The sequence below is a fragment of the Rhizobium sp. KNZ14-9A genome (assembly GCF_056755015.1).
This window is the reverse complement of record NZ_JBPGXB010000004.1, coordinates 894,705-912,583: the sequence shown is the minus strand read 5'-3', so window position 1 is coordinate 912,583 and position 17,879 is coordinate 894,705. Positions and strand designations below refer to the sequence as shown.

At 59.2% G+C, this 17,879-nt stretch carries 13 protein-coding genes, 2 pseudogenes, 1 riboswitch and 1 other annotated feature; of the genes and pseudogenes, 9 read left to right on the top strand and 6 right to left on the bottom strand.

Annotated features, from left to right (window positions below; translation table 11 throughout):
• Nucleotides 1–18: 18 nt before the first annotated feature.
• Nucleotides 19–132: riboswitch (guanidine-I (ykkC/yxkD leader) on the bottom strand.
• Between the two features lie 336 nt (nt 133–468).
• From ACR9ZQ_RS34505 to ACR9ZQ_RS34465, 9 genes are all read left to right on the top strand, one after another.
• Entirely contained in the window at nt 469–2,808 is a 2,340-nt protein-coding gene (locus ACR9ZQ_RS34505) for a helix-turn-helix transcriptional regulator (protein WP_481429988.1), read from the top strand.
• A 286-nt stretch (nt 2,809–3,094) separates the two neighbouring features.
• A complete protein-coding gene (locus ACR9ZQ_RS34500) occupies nt 3,095–4,654 on the top strand; it encodes an ABC transporter substrate-binding protein (protein WP_481429987.1) in 1,560 nt (519 codons plus the stop codon).
• A 109-nt stretch (nt 4,655–4,763) separates the two neighbouring features.
• Nucleotides 4,764–5,786, top strand: a complete 1,023-nt coding sequence (locus ACR9ZQ_RS34495; protein WP_481429986.1) for an ABC transporter permease — start codon at nt 4,764–4,766, stop codon at nt 5,784–5,786.
• On the top strand, nt 5,786–6,667 hold the full coding sequence (locus ACR9ZQ_RS34490) for an ABC transporter permease (RefSeq protein WP_310389100.1): 882 nt from the start codon (nt 5,786–5,788) through the stop codon (nt 6,665–6,667). Before ACR9ZQ_RS34495 ends, ACR9ZQ_RS34490 begins: the two co-directional genes overlap by 1 nt.
• Complete coding sequence (locus ACR9ZQ_RS34485) at nt 6,664–7,506, top strand: ABC transporter ATP-binding protein (RefSeq protein WP_481429985.1); 843 nt, start codon at nt 6,664–6,666, stop codon at nt 7,504–7,506. Before ACR9ZQ_RS34490 ends, ACR9ZQ_RS34485 begins: the two co-directional genes overlap by 4 nt.
• The gene (locus tag ACR9ZQ_RS34480) at nt 7,503–8,387 is read left to right on the top strand and encodes an ATP-binding cassette domain-containing protein (RefSeq protein ID WP_481429984.1); all 885 of its coding nucleotides are present in this window, start codon (nt 7,503–7,505) and stop codon (nt 8,385–8,387) included. The genes ACR9ZQ_RS34485 and ACR9ZQ_RS34480 overlap by 4 nt, the downstream gene beginning before the upstream one ends.
• 5 nt (nt 8,388–8,392) lie before the next feature.
• Nucleotides 8,393–9,940 carry a hydantoinase/oxoprolinase N-terminal domain-containing protein gene (locus ACR9ZQ_RS34475; RefSeq protein WP_481429983.1) on the top strand — a complete coding sequence of 516 codons (1,548 nt, stop codon included), beginning with the start codon at nt 8,393–8,395 and terminating at the stop codon, nt 9,938–9,940.
• Nucleotides 9,930–11,033 (top strand): DUF917 domain-containing protein, encoded by a 1,104-nt coding sequence (locus ACR9ZQ_RS34470; protein ID WP_481429982.1) that lies wholly within the window; start codon nt 9,930–9,932, stop codon nt 11,031–11,033. The genes ACR9ZQ_RS34475 and ACR9ZQ_RS34470 overlap by 11 nt, the downstream gene beginning before the upstream one ends.
• 8 nt (nt 11,034–11,041) lie before the next feature.
• Nucleotides 11,042–12,124, top strand: a complete 1,083-nt coding sequence (locus ACR9ZQ_RS34465) for a DUF917 domain-containing protein (protein ID WP_481429981.1) — start codon at nt 11,042–11,044, stop codon at nt 12,122–12,124.
• Nucleotides 12,125–12,262: 138 nt separating this feature from the next.
• Here ACR9ZQ_RS34465 and ACR9ZQ_RS34460 read toward each other — a convergent pair whose 3' ends face one another.
• From ACR9ZQ_RS34460 to ACR9ZQ_RS34435, 6 genes and pseudogenes are all read right to left on the bottom strand, one after another.
• Entirely contained in the window at nt 12,263–12,580 is a 318-nt protein-coding gene (locus ACR9ZQ_RS34460) for a hypothetical protein (protein ID WP_481429980.1), read from the bottom strand.
• Nucleotides 12,581–12,818: 238 nt separating this feature from the next.
• Nucleotides 12,819–14,050 (bottom strand): IS3 family transposase gene (locus ACR9ZQ_RS34455; protein ID WP_112904619.1). Its coding sequence is split into 2 segments (ribosomal slippage): nt 12,819–13,759 and nt 13,759–14,050, totalling 1,233 coding nucleotides; the frame shifts between segments, so codons are not numbered across the junction.
• Nucleotides 13,650–13,766: a sequence feature (AL1L pseudoknot), on the bottom strand. Its footprint overlaps the gene before it by 117 nt.
• 47 nt (nt 14,051–14,097) lie before the next feature.
• The gene (locus ACR9ZQ_RS34450; RefSeq protein ID WP_481429979.1) at nt 14,098–14,520 is read right to left on the bottom strand and encodes a membrane dipeptidase; all 423 of its coding nucleotides are present in this window, start codon (nt 14,518–14,520) and stop codon (nt 14,098–14,100) included.
• A 126-nt stretch (nt 14,521–14,646) separates the two neighbouring features.
• Nucleotides 14,647–15,102 (bottom strand): annotated as a pseudogene (locus ACR9ZQ_RS34445) (transposase); the annotation flags it as partial.
• Nucleotides 15,103–15,133: 31 nt separating this feature from the next.
• Complete coding sequence (locus ACR9ZQ_RS34440) at nt 15,134–16,531, bottom strand: transposase (protein ID WP_481427946.1); 1,398 nt, start codon at nt 16,529–16,531, stop codon at nt 15,134–15,136.
• Between the two features lie 55 nt (nt 16,532–16,586).
• A pseudogene (locus ACR9ZQ_RS34435) lies at nt 16,587–17,345 on the bottom strand (IS256 family transposase); the annotation flags it as partial.
• Nucleotides 17,346–17,879: the final 534 nt, after the last annotated feature.

The following is a 17,879-nucleotide window of genomic DNA, read 5'->3' as shown; positions in this document are numbered from 1 at the left end:
AATCCCTTGGCTTACGAGGTCTCCCGGGCTTTTGTCCCGCCGTGCACCCGACAGGATTTCTCCCCCACCGGTAGTAGCTCTCGGACCAGTCGCGCTTTTTTGAAAAACGCCGGAACCCTAGCCACCAACTCTACCTGTCTCGAAGCAATCGCTATGCCAGATCGCGTATGTGTTTGATTTTCAAAGATTGGCGTGTGTCGCGCATTATTCAGCGCTGTGAAAGTGCATACTGATGCCTATCTGATGGGCAATTTGTGAAATGGCGTTGATAAAACGCACAAGAGTTGTGCGGCCGCAAGAGACCGGCTAAATCAGGAAGTAGTCGGTTTCTGCAGCAAAGTGACCAGCACGTAGATCGTCAAAATACTCCTGAGAAAGAGCTAGTTCATTCGGTACCTCACTGCTGCTATGACATGCGTGAAGAGGGTTGATGAACGCATGTTCACCCCAGAGAATTGAGTACAGCATTTGGTCCACAGACCTCGAGTCTTTGATGCTCTTCTGGCGCGCCGCGAGCCGATCGTCGTTCTCGATGCGCCCGCCGGCATGGGCAAGACGTCGGCTCTGAATGAGATTGCCGCTCATTTCGGCGCCGAGATTTACGCCGATGAAACGGCACCCGCATGGCGACCTGATCAGGTCTGCATCTGGGATATCCCACCCCATGGCAAGCCGGCCGCCTTACCTGAAGCCTTTCTGTCGACTCAGGCGCAGATTTTTATCGCAAAGCGCCCCGATACGTTGCTGCCAGGCCTCTCGCGAGCTATCGCCTATGGTCAGGCCTATGTCGTGGACCAAGCCTTTCTGCTCATCGATGAGCACGAAGCAGCAGAGATTTTTGCCGATGGTGCGTTCGATATCATGCATGTATCGGGCGGGTGGCCCCTGATTGCATTCAATCCGACATTGAGCGCTGAACGCTTGAGCGCATTCCTCGAAAGCGAGCTTCTTCAATCCGCGCCACCCGAAGTCCTTGTCGATCTCCGCATCGTTCTGGATACGGGCAAAGGGGATTTTCGCGAACAATCCCATTTCCTTCCCCTCGTTGCGGAGAACGGCCTGCGCGTAAAGGCGATCGCCAGCGAGATCGATCGTGCGCTCGATGCCGTGATAGCGGAGCGGATCAAGGTGCTAGCAGACGCGAAGGCGATTGCGGACAGTTTTGCAGCCCATGGCCATCCGATACGAGCGATCGAGATATTCCAGCGCATTGGCCTATACGACAACGCGCTCAAGGTCTTCACAGAGGCGAAAGGCATCTTCCTCCTCTATTTCCATGGGCCGGAAGCCTATGATCGAATTCTCGCCGGATTTCCGCGAAGCTACGCGCTGCAAAGCGAAGTCCTCGTGCTGGCACTTGCGCTGCAGGCATTGAAACTCGGGGATGTGTCGCGTGCGCGTCGACTGCTTGCCGACCGTTTCGGCGATTTGGCCAACGATCCGGAGGCAGTCTTTGCCCAGAATGCCGTGTTCTCTCGAGAATTCAGGGCATTCCGGCTGCTGATGCTCATCTATGAGGACTATTTCTTCTCCGAAAAGCTCCTGGAAACCTGCTTCGCGCTCGTTGCCGAATTCCCGCTCGACGACCATCTCTTTCGCGGCAGCTTCTATAATTCCGTGCTCGAATTCTACATCCGCAACCGACGTTTTGCGGAGGCAGAGGAAGTGGCGCAACGTGCAATGCACCATTACGAGCGCGCCAACGCCCCGATGCTCTGCTTTTATGTCAGCCTCCATCAGGCGCTGATCCGTCTCTTGATGGGTGATGCACTGGCGGCCCGCAAACATTCGCTCCGGGCTGCGGAAAGTCTTCGCGAGCTTCCATTCGAAAGCCGAAATGATCGGCGTCTTCAATTGCTCCTTGAGGCCTGCGTCGAATACGAGACCGGACGGGCTGAACCGCTTGCGCGGTTTCTCAGCCTCGAGATCGACGATTTCTCCCATAGCGAGATCTGGCCAAGTCTGCTGGAATTTGCGTTGCACTACGGCAGCCAGGCACTTGGAGACCATTTCTCGACGATCGCGGCGCGTAGCTTTCTCGATCGTTGGCGAGTTTATCAGGTGTCCAACCGCCAATTCCAGGCGATGATCGAAATCCGCGAAGCGGCCATCCTGCAGAATGCAAATCGCTGGCAGGAGGCGTCGCAATGCCTTGCAGCAATCATGTCGCGCGTCGACCGGAACCGGGTGGTGAGCAATGACGGAGAGCTGGTCCATTTGCATGATCGCGACGAAATAGCGCTCGCGCTCGCATGGCTGCGCCAGATAACGTACGAGCAACCCGCACGCCCTGGCCTGGAAGGCCTGATCGAAGGCATTATCGGCAACCTGCATCTGACCGACCGCCAGCGCCTGAGTGGGCAGATCTGGCTCGCCTATATTGCCAAGCGCCAGCGCAACCTGACGCGTGCCCGCGCCATCCTGCAGAAGATCTTCGAGGATTGCGCCCGGCTCGGCGCCATTGCTCCGCTTTCGGAAGAGCGTGTTTTCCTGGAGGAGTTGATCGACAACCAGCGCATCGGTGGCTTCCTGGCGACGTCGCTGCCTATCAGGCAGATCATCCGCAAGCTGCGCGACAGTGGAAGATTGTCGAGCCGCTCTGCCGGCGGGCGCAATGACCTGTCGCGGCGCGAGAGCAAGATCCTGCTGATGATTTCGGAAGGCGCTGCCAACAAGTTCATTGCCAGCACCCTCGGCCTCAGCGAGGCGACGGTAAAATTCCATCTCGGTAATGTCTATCGCAAGCTCGGCTGCCGCAACCGGCAGGAGGCGATCAGCGCGGCAAGGGCGCTCGGTTTTGTCAGCTGATTCAGAATTCGGGCGAGATTGGCGTCTCCACGGACACAAAACCTAGACCATTTAAACGAAAACCTAGACCCGTCATCTGTTGAGCAGGTTGCTTTGCATATGCAATCTTCTTCTCAGACCTCCTCTGGCGGACAATCGGATGGGTCAGCGAAGGGAATGCGGCAAACCGGCAACCCAAGTGCTGGATGTTCCTCTCGAGCAGACCGTACGGTTTAGTGCCGGGTGGAAGGCGGTCCAACAAAAGCGATCAAAATGGTCGCAGGGAACTTTTGAACCGGGAGATATCATGAGCAGATTACAGCTGATTGCTTCTACCGCTATGGCCGTGCTTGCCGCCGGCTTTGCGGGCTCGGCCGCGGCCAAAACGACCGTGACCATGAATACCGTCCAGATCTTCGGTACGATCGATCCCGCCAAGATCTCTGATTACACCGACTATATGGCTGCCGTGAACCTCTATGATGGTCTGGTGACCGTCGATTCCAGCGGCAACCTGCAGCCTGAGCTCGCCGAGAGCTGGACGGTCTCGCCGGATGCCAAGGAAGTGACCTTCAAACTGCGTTCCGACGCGCATTTCAGCGATGGTTCGCCGGTAGAGGCTGCAGACGTCGTCTATTCCTTCGAACGGCTTTTGAAGATCAATCTCGGGCCGGCCAACCTTTTCGCAGACGTGCTGAAGCCGGGTTCGGTCGTGGCCGTCGATCCGCACACCGTTAAATTCACCCTCTCGAAAGCCTTCGCGCCGTTCCTCAGCACGGTCCCGGCCGTCTTCATCGTCAATGCTGACGTGGTCAAGGCCAATGCCGGCAGTGATGACGGCCAGACCTATCTTTCGACGAAGACTGCCGGTGCGGGTCCCTACACCCTGAAGAACTGGGACCGTGGCGCGTCAATGACGATCGAACGCGATCCCAAATACTACAAGGGCTTCAATGACGGCCCGATCGACGAAGTGCGTTGGATCATCACCAATGACGAGGCGACCGTACGCTCGCTTGCAGCCTCTGGCGAACTCACGATGAGCAGCCAATACCAGGCGCCCGATACCTACAAAGCGCTGCAGGAGATGGGCCGCTTCAACATCGTCAGCGAAGATACGACTATCGGCTTCTACCTGAAGCTCAATACCAAGGTACCGCCGACCGACGATATCCATATTCGCCGTGCACTTGCCTATGCAACCGACTACGACACGATCCGCAGCGTCATCGTGCCGGGCGGTCAGCTGAACGGTCCCCTGCCTTCAGGTTTTGCTGACTATTATGCGAGCGACCTGCCGGCACCGAAATACGATCTCGAGGCTGCCAAGGCGGAGATTGCCCAGTCGAAATATGCCGGCGGCGAGATACCGATCACGCTCGGCTATGTTGCCGGCACCAAGTTCGAGGAAGAGCTCAGCCTGCTGATGCAGTCGAACCTCGAACAGCTAGGCTTCAAGGTGACACAGCAGGCCGATCCGTGGAACCGAGTGACGGAAATTGCCGGCAAGGTCGAAACGACGCCAAACGTCAACCAGATCTTTTTCGGCCCGACCTATCCTTCGCCGGATTCCATGTTCTTCACGCAATATCATTCGAAAGCGGCCGGCACCTGGGCTTCGGCCGAATGGCTGCAGGATCCGGCAATCGATGCCCTGATCGATCAGGCTCGCGAAACGCCCGATAAGGCCAAGCAGGCCGAGATCTACAAGGAATTGCAGCACAAGATCGTCGATCTGCAGCCGGATGTCTTCCTGGAAACGCAGACGGTACAGCATGCCATGGACAAGTGCCTGGAAGGCTTCCATGCCGTGCCGATGCAGTCCTTTGACTACAAGTTCACCCGTTATCGCTGGACCTGCAAGTAACGGCTGAGCGCGTTTCGGGCAGTGTCACCCTCATGACGAACTGCCCGGAAAGGATGGCCCGAAAGGGCCGTCCACATCCTCTATCATGAATTGAAACAGGGCTGGAACATTGGAATTCCTCCTCTTCCTGGTCAGGCGCGCCTTGTGGTCGCTGCTTGTTCTTTTCGGACTGTCGGTGGTGATCTTCACGATCGCTCGCGGCATGCCGGGGGATCCGGTGAGATTGGCGCTCGGGCCGCGTGCCAGCAATGAACAGGTCGAGCAATTTCGCCAGACACTCGGCTTCGACAAGCCGCTGATCCAGCAATACGGGATTTATGTATCCGGGCTCGTCAGCGGCGATCTAGGCGTGTCGCTTCTGACCAAGCGCCCGGTCAGCAACGATATCCGCGAGACCTTCGCAGCGACCTTTGAACTGGTGCTCGCAACGATCACCATCGCCTTCCTGTTCGGTGTTCCTTTGGGTGTCGCTGCTGCGCGCTGGAAGGACAAATGGCCAGATAATTTGGTGCGGCTGATTGCGATCTTTTCCGCCGTAACGCCGAGCTTCTTCCTTGCGCTGGTACTGCAGATTCTTGCCGGCTATGTGCTGCATATCCTGCCGACGACCGGGCGCCTGCCGCCAGGCATGGTCTTCAGTGCCGATATTACCGGTCTCGTCACGCTCGATTCCCTGCTGCACGGGCGGCTGGACGTTTTCGGCGAGGGCCTGCGCTATCTCCTTCTTCCCTCACTCGCGCTCTCTGCGGCGACCATGGGTCAGATCGCCCGCATCACGCGCTCCTCGATGATCGACGTCGCCAGTCAGGACTATATCGAGGCGAGCCGTGCCTTTGGCGTTCCCGAGCGTGTGCGCGTCTTCAAATATATGTTGCGGCCGAGTTTCGTCCCGCCGCTCACCATTTCCGGCCTCGAATTCGCATCGCTGATCGGCAACGCCTTCGTCGTCGAACTCGTCTTCGCTTGGCCCGGCATGGCCGCCTATGGCGTGCGCACCATCATGCAGAAGGACCTGAACGCAGTCATGGGCGTGGTGATCGTCTCCGGCGTCTTCTTCGTCATCGTCAATCTCGTCATCGATGTGCTGGTCGGCATTGTCGATCCGCGCATTCGTATCCGGGGGAGGCGCTGATGTCCGATACGCCTGTTATCGAGGCAGAACGCCTCTCGAATGCCTATCAGAACTGGTATCGCTTCTCGCGCAATCCGACCGCCGTCATCGGTGCAGCGATCGTCATCATCTGCGTGCTCGCCGCGATCCTCGCGCCATGGATCACGCCGCATCCCGAACATGTCGGTGCTGCCGTCAATTTTCGCGCCCGCCATCTGCCGCCATCAGGCGACTTCTGGTTCGGCACGGACAATGTCGGCCGCGATATCTTCAGTCGCGTGATCTTCGGCATGCGTATCTCCTTGCTTCTGGCGCTGGTCGTGCTCGGCACGGCCGTTCCGATCGGCACCATCCTCGGCATTCTCGCCGGCTATTTTGGAGGCTGGGTCGAGGTGCTGATCATGCGCGTGACTGATATCGCGCTCGCCATCCCGCCGCTCGTCATGGCGCTCGCCGTCGCCGCGGTGCTGTCGCCAAACCTCATCAATTCGCTGCTTGCCATATCGGCGCTCTGGTGGACCTGGCATACACGACTGATCTATTCGATCACCAAGCAGATCCGCGCCCAGGAATTCATCGAGGCGGCGGAGACACTCGGTGCGAGCAAGTTCCATATCCTCTTCCGCGAGATCCTGCCGAACTGCGTCTCGGCAATCGCCGTGAAGACCTCGCTCGATTGCGGCTTCGTCATCCTCGTCGGCGCCTCGCTCTCCTTCCTGGGCCTTGGCATCCAGCCGCCGACGCCGGATCTCGGCACGATGGTCGCCCAAGGCGCCGCCTTCCTGCCGGATTACTGGTGGGAATCGGTTCTGCCTGGCTCCGCCATTCTTTTCGTCGCGCTGGGCTTCAACCTGCTGGGTGATGGCCTGCGAGACCTCTTCGACGTCCAGGAGGTCCGATGAGTTTCCCTCTCCTGCGTGTCAGCAATCTCTCGGTCGAGTTCTCCACCTATGGCCGCACCAGCCGCGTGCTGCACGACGTCAGCCTCGACGTCCCGGCCCGGTCGCAAGTTGCCCTTGTCGGCGAAAGCGGCTCTGGCAAGACGGTGACGATGAAGGCGATCATGGGCCTGCTACGCCAGCCACCCGCCCGCATCACATCCGGCGAGATCTATTATGATGGCGCCGATCTGCTCACCATGCCCGAGAAGGACCGGCTGCGGCTGCGCGGTACCGCCATGTCCATGGTGTTCCAGGACCCGATGAGTTCGCTCAATCCGGTCTTCACCGTTGGCGACCAGATGGGCACGATCCTGAAATATGCGGATAAGCGTCTCGGCCGCTCGCGCTCGCGCAGGGAGCGCGTGGTGCGCGTCCATCAGGTGCTCGAACAGGTTCGCATGCGCGATCCCGAGCGCGTTACGCAGGCCTTCCCGATCATGCTGTCAGGCGGCATGCGCCAGCGCGTGCTGATCGCCATGGCGCTCTTGAGTGAACCGCAGCTTTTGATCGCCGATGAACCGGGCACCGCGCTCGACGTCACCACGCAGGCGCAAATCCTGAAGCTGCTGAAGGATCTTGTTGAAGAGCGCGGTCTGGCGCTGCTGATGATCACCCACAATCTCGGCGTTGTGCGCGAGACCTCGAACTATGTCTATGTCATGAACAAGGGCGCCATTGTCGAACACGGCGAGACCGCCGGTATCTTCGACAATCCGCGCGATCCCTATACCCGCAGCCTGATCGATGCCGTTCCGCGGCTGACGGGTGGCACGCGCTCTAGCGGGGAGGTGACCGCATGAGCACGCCGATGCTTGAGATCCGCAATCTTGCGAAATCCTTTCCCGTTCGCAATGCCTTCGGCCGCCAGATCGGCGAGGTGAGGGCGGTTGACGACGTTTCCTTCTCGATCGAGAAGGGGAGGGTCTACGGCCTCGCTGGGGAAAGCGGCTCCGGCAAATCGACCATCGCCCGCATGATCATGGGGCTCGAAAAACCGGATGCCGGCGAAATCCTGATTGATGGCGAAGGTCTTGCGAAAGCGGGGCGTCACCATTCTCGACATGTGCAGATGGTCTTCCAGAATCCAGGCTCCTCGCTCAATCCGCGTCGTACCGTTGGCCAGTCCGTCGCCGTGCCGCTCGATGCGCACGGTTTTGCCGGCAACAGGCGTCAGCGCATTTCCGAGCTCCTGGAGATGGTGCAACTGCCGGCGAATTTCGCCGAGCGTTATCCGCACGAGCTTTCCGGCGGTCAGAAGCAGCGCGTGGCGATTGCACGCGCCCTTGCCGTCGAGCCGAAACTGCTCGTGCTCGACGAACCGACCTCGGCGCTCGACGTCTCGGTACAGGCGCGTGTCATCGACCTGCTGACCGATCTCGCCCGGCGCATGGATCTCACCTATCTTTTCATTTCCCACGATTTGAGCCTGATGCGTAACTTCGCCGGCACTGTCGGCGTGCTCTATCGCGGCCAGATCGTCGAAACCGGGGTGGTATCCTCCGTCTTCGAAAACCCATCCCACGATTATACACGGCTTCTCCTCGCCTCCGTTCCCGTCGTTTCGAAGGAGGAAGAGGCGATGCGCCCGAAGATTCCATTGATCGACGGGGAGATCCCGACAGCCGAGAAATTGCTGGCGCTCAGGGAAGTCGATCAACAAGCAAGTCACCAACGAGGTTAGGACTGATGATCAGAATTGGTATTGACGTCGGCGGCACCAATACGGACGCCGTCATCATGAATGGACCGGACGTGATTGCCGGCGTGAAGTCGGCGACAACAGCAGATGTTATGAGCGGCGTCGTCAACGCGCTGCGTGACGTGCTCGCCGCCTCTGGGATGGAGGCATCCGCGGTCGACTTCGTCATGATCGGCACGACACATTTCACCAACGCCGTCGTTCAGCGACGCGATCTCGCCCAGACGGCTGCCGTGCGGCTTGGCCTTCCGGCCACCGCCTCGCTGCCGCCGATGGTCGACTGGCCGGAGGATCTGAAGCAGGCAATCGGCAATCATGCCTATCTCGCTCACGGCGGCAATGAATTCGATGGCCGGGTGATCTCGCCGCTTGACGAGGAAGAACTGTTAAAGATTGCCGCCGACATCAAGGCGAAGGGCATCGACACGATCGCCATCACGTCCGTCTTCTCGCCTGTGAGCACTGACTTTGAAAAGCGCGCTGGCGAGATCTTCGAACAGGCTCTTCCAGGCGCTCATATTACGCTGTCCAGCGAGATCGGCCGCATAGGCCTGCTCGAACGCGAGAATGCGGCGATCATGAACGCCTGCCTGCGCGATCTCTCGGCCCATGTGATCGATGCCTTCCGCAAGGCGATCGCGGAGACCGGCATCAAGGGCAAGTTCTTCCTGACGCAGAATGACGGCACACTGATGGATGCCGCCTTCGCCGAGAAATTCCCAGTCCTGACCTTCGCCTCGGGTCCCACCAATTCCATGCGCGGTGCGGCCTTCCTCTCTGGTGTCAGCGATGCAATCGTCGTCGATATCGGCGGCACGACATCGGATGTCGGCTCCCTGTATAAAGGTTTCCCACGGCAGGCCACGGTCGCCGTCGAAGTGGGTGGCGTGCGCACCAATTTCCGCATGCCCGACGTCTTCTCGATCGGCCTTGGCGGCGGTTCGCATGTCGTCGAAACGGAGAATGGCATCAAGGTCGGTCCGGTGTCGGTCGGCTACCGTATTCAGACGGAAGCGCTCATCTTCGGTGGAAAGACGCTGACAACGACCGATATCACCGTTGCTGCCGGCAACGCGACACTCGGCGATCCTGCCAAGGCTTCCCATCTTCCGGCCGATCTGCTGCAGCGCGTACAGCAAAAGATCCACGACATGCTCGAGGATTGCGTGGAGCGCTCCCGCCTGTCTCCCGATCCCTTGCCTGTCATTGTCGTCGGCGGGGGCTCCATCCTCGTGAATCGGCCGATTGCAGGACTCGAAGTGATCAAACCATCGCATTTCGGCGTCGCCAACGCCGTCGGCGCGGCGATCGCGCAGGTCTCGGGTGAAGTCGACCGGGTCTATGCACTCGCCGAAATGGGACGCGAGAAATCACTCGAAGATGCCAAGAGCCGAGCCATCGAAGCAGCGGTTGCGGCAGGCGCTGCACGCGACTCCATCGAGATCGTCGATGTCGAGGATGTGCCGCTCGCCTATCTGCCGGGCAATGCTACCCGCATCCGCGTCAAGGCTGTGGGAGAGCTCAATGCCCGCTGAAGGTTACCTGCTTAGGGAAGAGGATCTGTTGCCGCTGTCGATCGGTGCCGCCCTGCTCGGTACCGGCGGTGGCGGCAATCCCTATATCGGCATGCTGCGCGCCCGCGAATTGATGCGCAAGGGAGCGCAGGTGCGAGTGATACCGCTGGAGGCGCTTGCGGAGGACAGCTGGGTCGCTGAAGTCGGCGGCATCGGGGCGCCCGTTGTCGGTGTCGAGAAGATCGAGGAAGGCGGCGAATGCTATCGCGCGATGCGCGCGGTCGAGGAGGCCGCGGGTGTCAAGGTTTCGGCAGTGATTTCCGCCGAAATCGGAGGCGCCAATTCCATCGAACCGATCATTGCCGCCGCGATGGCCGGACTGCCGGTCGTCGATGGTGATGGCATGGGTCGCGCCTTCCCCGAGGTGCAGATGACGACTTACATGATCTACGGCGCACCGGTTTCGCCGGCGGCTATCGCCGATGAGAAGGGCAATGTCGTCGTTTTCAAGGACGTCATCGACATGTTCTGGCTCGAGCGTTTCGCCCGCGACACGGCCGTCGCCATGGGGGCAGGGGCCGGCTTCGCCACCGCGCCGATGCGCGGCGACTTCGTCCGCCGCAACGCCATTCCCGGCACGGTCAGCCAGGCACTGGAAATCGGCCGCACCGTGCTCGATGCCCGCGCCAAGCGTCAGAACGTGGTTGAGCGCGTGATTGAAAGCGCCGGCGCCAAGCTCTTCTTCACCGGCAAGATCGTCGATATCCGCCGTGAACTGAAGGGCGGCTTTGCGCGTGGCCATGCCATCATCGCCGGCACTGGTGACTGGACGGGTGCGGAAGCCCGCATCGCCATCCAGAACGAAAACCTCGTGCTCTGGATCGACGAGAGGCCCGTCATCATGGTGCCAGACCTGATCATGAATCTCGAAATCGATACTGGCGAGCCGATCACCACCGAGATGCTGCGCTATGGCCAGCGCGTCGCCGTCATCGGCCTGCCGGTGCACGATTTGATGAAAACGCCGCGCGCACTCGAAATCGTCGGGCCGAAAGCCTTCGGCTTTCCGGAGCTGACATTCGAGCCGCTGGTTACGCGCGAAATCGCGCGATAGGGGGAATGATGAAGACGTTGAGAACGATCCATGCCGAAGATCTCGAAGACATCGCGATCGGCGGCGCTATTCTCGGCACAGGTGGCGGCGGCGATCCCTATGTCGGCAAGCTGATGGCGCAGGAGGCGATCCGCAAGCATGGCCCGGTCAAGCTTGTCGATGTCGACGACTTGCCGGACCACGCGCTGGTCGTGCCCGTCTGCATGATGGGCGCTCCAACCGTCATGACCGAAAAGCTGCCCCAGGGCGACGAACTGATGAATGCTTTCCGTCAGCTCGAGAAAGTGCTGGGGCGAAAGATCGACGCGGTGCTCTGCGGCGAGGCAGGCGGCATCAATTCGACCACGCCTTTCGTCGTCGCTGCAGCAAGTGGCCTGCCGCTCGTCGATGGCGACGGCATGGGGCGCGCCTATCCCGAACTGCAGATGGAGACTTTTACGCTGCACGGCGTCTCGGCAACGCCGATGGTGCTTTGCGACGACAAAGGTAATTCACTGATTCTGGAAACCGTGAGCAACGGCTGGACGGAGCGTCTGGCGCGTGCCGCAACCGTCGAAATGGGTGGTTCCGCGCTGCTCGCCTTCTATCCGATGAGCGGGGAGGTCGCTAAGAAGGCGGTTGTGCGTGGGACGCTGTCGCTCTGCGTCAACCTCGGCCGCACGCTGCGGGAAACCCGAACGGCACATGCCGATCCGGTCACCGCGATCACCAAATTGCTCGGCGCGAGCATCATCTTCCACGGCCGCGTCAAGGATGTCGATCGCCGCACCATCGGTGGCTTCGCCCGGGGTAGTGCGCGTTTCGACGGGCTCGACGAATGGAAGGGCCACGGCTTCAGGCTGGATTTCCAGAACGAATTCCTGATGGCTGAGCGGGATGGCAAGATAATCTGCACGACGCCTGATCTCATCACGCTGCTGGAGGCTGAGACGGGGGCTCCCGTGACCGCAAACTCCTTGCGGTATGGATTACGCCTCGTGGCGCTTGCCTTCCCGTGTAACCCGCAATGGCAGACACCGGCCGGGATCGCCTTGGTGGGGCCGCGCTACTTCGGTTACGATACGGATTACAGGCCTTACGCGTTCACCTAGGTGTGGGACGGTTTGCTGTGATGGTTGGAGTGTGGCGATGGTTCGAGTGTTCAGCACGGCTTTGTATGCGCTGAATACCGAAGTTGTGGCGCTTTCCGCATGACTGCCCAGCTTTAACTGTATGGTCCGTCCGGCGATCTACGGAATGTCTCTCGACTCTAGTTCCGGGCAGCTTGACTCGTTTCCGAAGGTGATCTCCTTGCGATCCCCGTTAATGGTCAGCCCTCTGAAGGTCAGCACGTTCTCGTCGCGATAGACGATCTCGCTGCGGTAAATGCCGGCGCGTATTGCTCTGTTTCTGGCCCGACTGACGTTGCACTGCCCGATTGGCGGCGTCACATGCCAATTGGATGTGCCTTGCGTGTCGGTCTGCCAGCCGCCCGCGGAAGCAAACGTCGAACTGGCGAGCAACGCAAATGCTGAAAGTACAAGTTTGGACGACAATCGAGACTTCACGATGTTACTCCGAGGCAATTCCGCTATCGATGCCTCTGCTATTATCCGAAATTGCTCAATAGATCATCCAACGGCGCCCCAATCGGCTTTGACTTCTCGGCGAATGGTGAACAACCACTCTAACAACATGCTTCCTCTTTAGCCCGGGTCATCCCTTGCCGACTTATGTTGCTGCTTCGCAGTAGCGGGTTTGGGAGTCTGAACCGCCCCGGCTTTGCCGGAGACCGTTTGGTTTAAGTTATGCGGCCATGGCTGGTGCATCCAGCATGGCGTAGTAACGTTGTTCGGCTTCGGCTGGCGGGATATTCCCGATGGGCTCCAGAAGACGCCGGTGGTTGAACCAATCGACCCATTCGAGGGTGGCAAACTCCACGGCTTCGAAGTTGCGCCAGGGTCCTCTCCGGTGGATGACCTCGGCCTTGTAAAGACCGTTGATCGTTTCGGCCAGAGCATTGTCATAGGAGTCGCCAACACTTCCGACGGAGGGCTCGATGCCCGCCTCTGCCAGTCGTTCGGAATAGCGAATGGACACGTATTGAACACCGCGGTCGGAATGATGAATGAGCCCGCCGCGATGGACGGGCCGCCGATCATGAAGCGCCTGGTCCAGAGCATCGAGGACGAAACCCGCATGAGCGGTCCGGCTCGCCCGCCAGCCGACTATCCGGCGGGCGAAGGCATCGATCACGAAAGCGACGTAAACGAAGCCCTGCCAAGTGGCCACATACGTGAAATCGGAAAGCCACAGCCTGTTTGGCGCTGGAGCCTTGAACTGGCGGTTGACGCGATCGAGCGGGCATGGTCCGCCCTTGTCGGACACGGTGGTTTTGACGGGTTTGCCGCGAATGATGCCTTGAAGGCCCATCGCCCTCATGAGCCGAGCGACGGTGCAGCGGGCGATGTCGTAACCCTCTCGCTGCAACTGTCGCCAGACTTTCCGCACGCCATAGACCTGGAAGTTCTCGTTGAACACCCGGCGTATCTCGACTTTCATGGCGATATCATTCCGCTCGCGGGCCGATAAGCGGCCCACGTCCCTGCGCTTGGCAATGACCTCATAGTAGGTGGACGGGGCAATCGGCAGCAGTCTACAGATCGGCTCGACCCCGAGCACCGCGCGGTGTTCGTCGATAAAGGAAATCATCGCTTCAGTGGGCGGTCGAGCTCCGCCTGGGCAAAATATGCCGACGCCTTGCGCAAAATCTCGTTGGCCTGACGTAGCTCGCGGTTCTCCCGCTCCAGAGCCTTCATCTTCTCGGCCACATCGCTCGGCAGGCCTGCCCGCTTGCCACTATCGACCTCCGCCTTCTTCACCCACTCATTCAGTGTGTGCGCCGAGCAGCCGATCTTGGCCGCAATCGAAGATACTGCCGCCCATCGAGAACGATGCTCGGCTTCATGGTCCGCCACCATTCGAACGGCACGGGCGCGGACTTCAGGAGAGAATTTGTTCGTCGTCTTGCTTGCCATAGACCCTACTTCTCACGAGTTGGGGTCTCCGGTAAATCCGGGGCGGTTCATTTCGATATCGTTTGCCGACCAAATCCGGCTCTACCCATAGCCTCGAACAAGTGCGGCACTCCACTGACATCCTTAATCTGGCTCGGCACCGTGGTGCCGTCAAAATCTGATCCAAGCGCTACCCGGTCCTCACCAACGCGGTTGATGAGATACTCGATGTGGCGAACAACGGTATCGAGAGACGTATTATCATCGAGATGCGCGTCCGCGCGGATGTCATAGACCGCGGGGTTGAAACCTATGACGCCGTCCTCCCGACATTCGAGACGACGTCGGAGTGAGGCGGCGTAGATGTTGAGCGCGACCGCAAACGCTGGTTGGTGCGATGTTACGATCCGCCGAGCAAATGGGATTGCTCGATCATTGACAGGACGCGTTAGGCTCGACTGAACGGAACAGCGTCTAGGAGATGTGCTCATGACGACGGGCAATGTAGAGATGAGTTTCGTAATCCGCCGATCATCCCATAAACCGGATCGATGATGTCCCAGGGAGTGGTGTAGCTCGTTCGATCGTCGAGCTTTCCGGGCAGGGCCGGGAACGGGTCAACCTGCAGCGGGCAAGTTGATCAGCGGATCATCGCTCATTGTAGCGATGGTTTCCAGTGTCATGTATCGCGAGCGCTGAACAGCCCACTCGTCATTTTGCTCTAGCAGCAAAGCGCCGACGAGTCTGACGATGGCATCGTCGTTGGGAAAGATGCCGACGACCTCTGTCCTTCGCTTGATCTCGCCGTTCAATCGCTCAATGGGGTTCGTGCTGTGAAGCTTGGTCCAGTGCTGCTTGGGAAAGGTCATATAGGCGAGGACATCTTCCTCGGCGCTATCCATGAGGCCGGCGAGTTTCGGCACTTTCGGCCTGATCTGATCGGCGACGTTGCGCCACTGTTGGCTGGCAGCTTCCGGCGTGTCCTGGGCAAAAGCCGTTGCAATGAAGGCTGAGACCACGCGTCGCCCGCTCTTGCCGGCATGCGCCAGCGCATTGCGCATGAAGTGAACCCTGGGGCTGTTGAAGAACCAATCGTCGGCGGAGCTACGCGGAAGTCACCGACAAGGCGATTCCAAAAACTTTCCTTTGCCTGGAGGGATGTCGGGCTGAGCTGGTAGCTTCTTGGCTGTACACGAACAGCAAAATTGACAGAAAAGCACTTGCCAGTCGCTTCAAGTTGACTGCCGCGGCCGTCAGATAGGCTTGGATTTTCATATTTATGAGGCCGCGCCGGATCGCTCTTGATAGCCCGTGCCAAGTCTTCGCTTCGCCGTGATATCCCTCTGAGCGCCAGCGGTGACGCTGGTACAAAGCTCGGTCCTCGTCCGACCATCGTTCTCTTCGGCGACGAGCTCGCAGGAGTGCCGGATAGTCATCGCCGAGCACTACCGCCTTGTTCACACGGCCATTGGAAAGGCAAAGTCGCGCCAGATCGCAGTGCCGACAGTCTGCCGCACGAGATGTAAAGAAGCGCCCATGTTTAACGGCACGGCCCGCCTTCAGCATCTTGCCACGTGGACATTTAAGGGTGTCGTGCTTGGCGTCATAACGAAAGCGGCGCATAGGCACAGGGCTACGGATTGGCTCTGCCTTTGCCGGAATAACCGCTTCGATCGCGCGTTGCTCCATTCCTGCGAACACCTTAGCATACGCATAGCCGGCGTCGGCCGTTGCCGTTTTGATTATCGTGCCGGTCATCGCGGCGACCGCGTCGAGACGACTGAGTATAACTTGCCCCTCATTAATCTCGCCTGTGGTGACCTCCACATCTAAAATTACGCCGCAAGCATCATCCACCACGGCATGTTGCTTGTAGGCCGGCTCCAGTCTCCGATTACGCCCGTTGGTCGCCATGGACGCGTCAGGGTCGGTGACGCAGACTTTCTTGTATTTGCCTGTTTTGCGGCTTTTTCGTTCGCTCTCAGCGGCTTCGTTGGCGTCGGTGACCGCATCTATATGGCGGACCGCAAGACTTTCCCAACTGACGTCGGCCCGAATGAGTGAGGCGTCGACATGAACGACCTCACCCTTGGCGACTTTGGCCGCTACGCAGACCTTTACCGTCCGCTCAAAGATAGTTCGGAAACGTTCTGCACCCCAGCGCTGACGGATACGGGTCAACGACGAATGGTCCGGGAGAGCTTCGTGCAGACCGAAGCCGATAAACCAGCGAATAGCGATGTTTACCTGAGCCTCCCGCATCAGCCGACGGTCATGGACAATTCCGAGAAGAAAGCCTGCAAGCATCAGCCGGACTGCTACTTCCGGGTCGATGCCGGGTCGGCCGAAGCCCGCCGCATAAAGCTCAGCCACCTCCTCGTGTAGCCAGGAGAGGTCGAGAACTCGATCGACCTTCACCAATACGTGATCGTCAGGGACCAAATCCCGAAGCGAGCCGCACATGTACAGTTCAAGCTGATCGCGTTCCTTACGGCCGAGCATCGTGGGGGCTCCAGAGAATCAACGACTGCTCAATTGAATCAGATACATAGCACTTCTTCAACAGCCCCACCCTGCATCTTTGCCAGGTAGCGGAAAGGACCTTGGAAACGGCGGCTTTGATGCCTTCGTGGGCATCGGACACGGCGAGTTTGACGCCACGCAAACCGCGCCGTGTGAGCTTACGCAGGAACTCCGTCCAGATCGGCTCAGCCTCAGAGGTGCCGATTTCCATGCCGAGCACTTCGCGTCGACCATCCGTGTTGACGCCGATCGCGATGATCACCGCGACGGAGACGATGCGTCCGCCACGCCGGACCTTGAGGTAGGTGGCATCGATCCAAAGATATGGCCAGTCACCTTCGATGGGGCGGGAGAGAAAGGCCTTCACCTTGTCGTCGATCTCTTCGCAAAGCCTGGAAACCTGGCTTTTGGAGATGCCACTCATGCCCATCGCCTTGACCAGGTCGTCCACCGAGCGGGTCGAAACGCCCTGGATATAGGCCTCCTGGATCACCGCGGTCAGTGCCTTCTCAGCCATGCGACGCGGCTCCAGAAAGCTTGGGAAATAGCTGCCCGTGCGTAGCTTCGGAATACGAAGTTCGACAGTTCCAGCGCGGGTCTCCCAGTCGCGATCGCGATAGCCGTTACGCTGAGCAAGCCGAAAGTCGTTCTTCTCGCCGTAGGCCGCACCGGTCTTGGCACCGACCTCCAGCTCCATCAGCTTCTCGGCCGCAAAGCCAATCATCTCGCGCAGCAAATCCGCATCAGCACTCTTCTCAACAAGAGAGCGCAGGTCCATCATGTCATTGGTCATCGGTGGTCTTTCCAAAAGGTTGTGCTTGAACAACCCAACCCTACCGGAAAAAGCCGATGACCACCGCTATCGACCTACACCACCTCTAGGGACATCATCACCGGATCGATGAACTGTTGCCCTGGAATACGCTCAAGTCGGCGATTGTCGCGTCCGTTATGCAGCCATAGAGTGAGTTCCCAATCTAAGCACCACAAGCCAGTGGAGTTTGTCAGGTTCCGGTCGGGCCATTGATTGCGGGGGGCTGACAACGTTGCCACGGGGGCAGTTCAAGAATGAAGGTTTGGAAAATCGCGAGTGTAGCTGCTCTGTTCGCTTTGGTTACGCTCTACATCTACCAGGAAATCCAGTTCAGAAAGCCGCTAACGACAGCCGAAATCGACGGACTCGCAGCGATTACTGCAGGGCAGATGGACTGCGGCTGGCCCTATGACTCGACGCGCAAAGGCAAATGGCTGAGGCAAAGATCGGTCGCCGAACGAAAGGCGGACGTGACATTCCAAGCAAGGTTCATGACTGCGATGGGAAGATATC

Coding starts and splice junctions, on each gene's coding strand:
- ACR9ZQ_RS34500 (WP_481429987.1), top strand. CDS start 3,095: ATGAGCAGATTACAGCTGATTGCTTCTACCGCTATGGCCGTGCTTGCC.
- ACR9ZQ_RS34490 (WP_310389100.1), top strand. CDS start 5,786: ATGTCCGATACGCCTGTTATCGAGGCAGAACGCCTCTCGAATGCCTAT.
- ACR9ZQ_RS34485 (WP_481429985.1), top strand. CDS start 6,664: ATGAGTTTCCCTCTCCTGCGTGTCAGCAATCTCTCGGTCGAGTTCTCC.
- ACR9ZQ_RS34480 (WP_481429984.1), top strand. CDS start 7,503: ATGAGCACGCCGATGCTTGAGATCCGCAATCTTGCGAAATCCTTTCCC.
- ACR9ZQ_RS34475 (WP_481429983.1), top strand. CDS start 8,393: ATGATCAGAATTGGTATTGACGTCGGCGGCACCAATACGGACGCCGTC.
- ACR9ZQ_RS34470 (WP_481429982.1), top strand. CDS start 9,930: ATGCCCGCTGAAGGTTACCTGCTTAGGGAAGAGGATCTGTTGCCGCTG.
- ACR9ZQ_RS34465 (WP_481429981.1), top strand. CDS start 11,042: ATGAAGACGTTGAGAACGATCCATGCCGAAGATCTCGAAGACATCGCG.
- ACR9ZQ_RS34450 (WP_481429979.1), bottom strand. CDS start 14,520: ATGAGCACATCTCCTAGACGCTGTTCCGTTCAGTCGAGCCTAACGCGT.
- ACR9ZQ_RS34440 (WP_481427946.1), bottom strand. CDS start 16,531: ATGCTCGGCCGTAAGGAACGCGATCAGCTTGAACTGTACATGTGCGGC.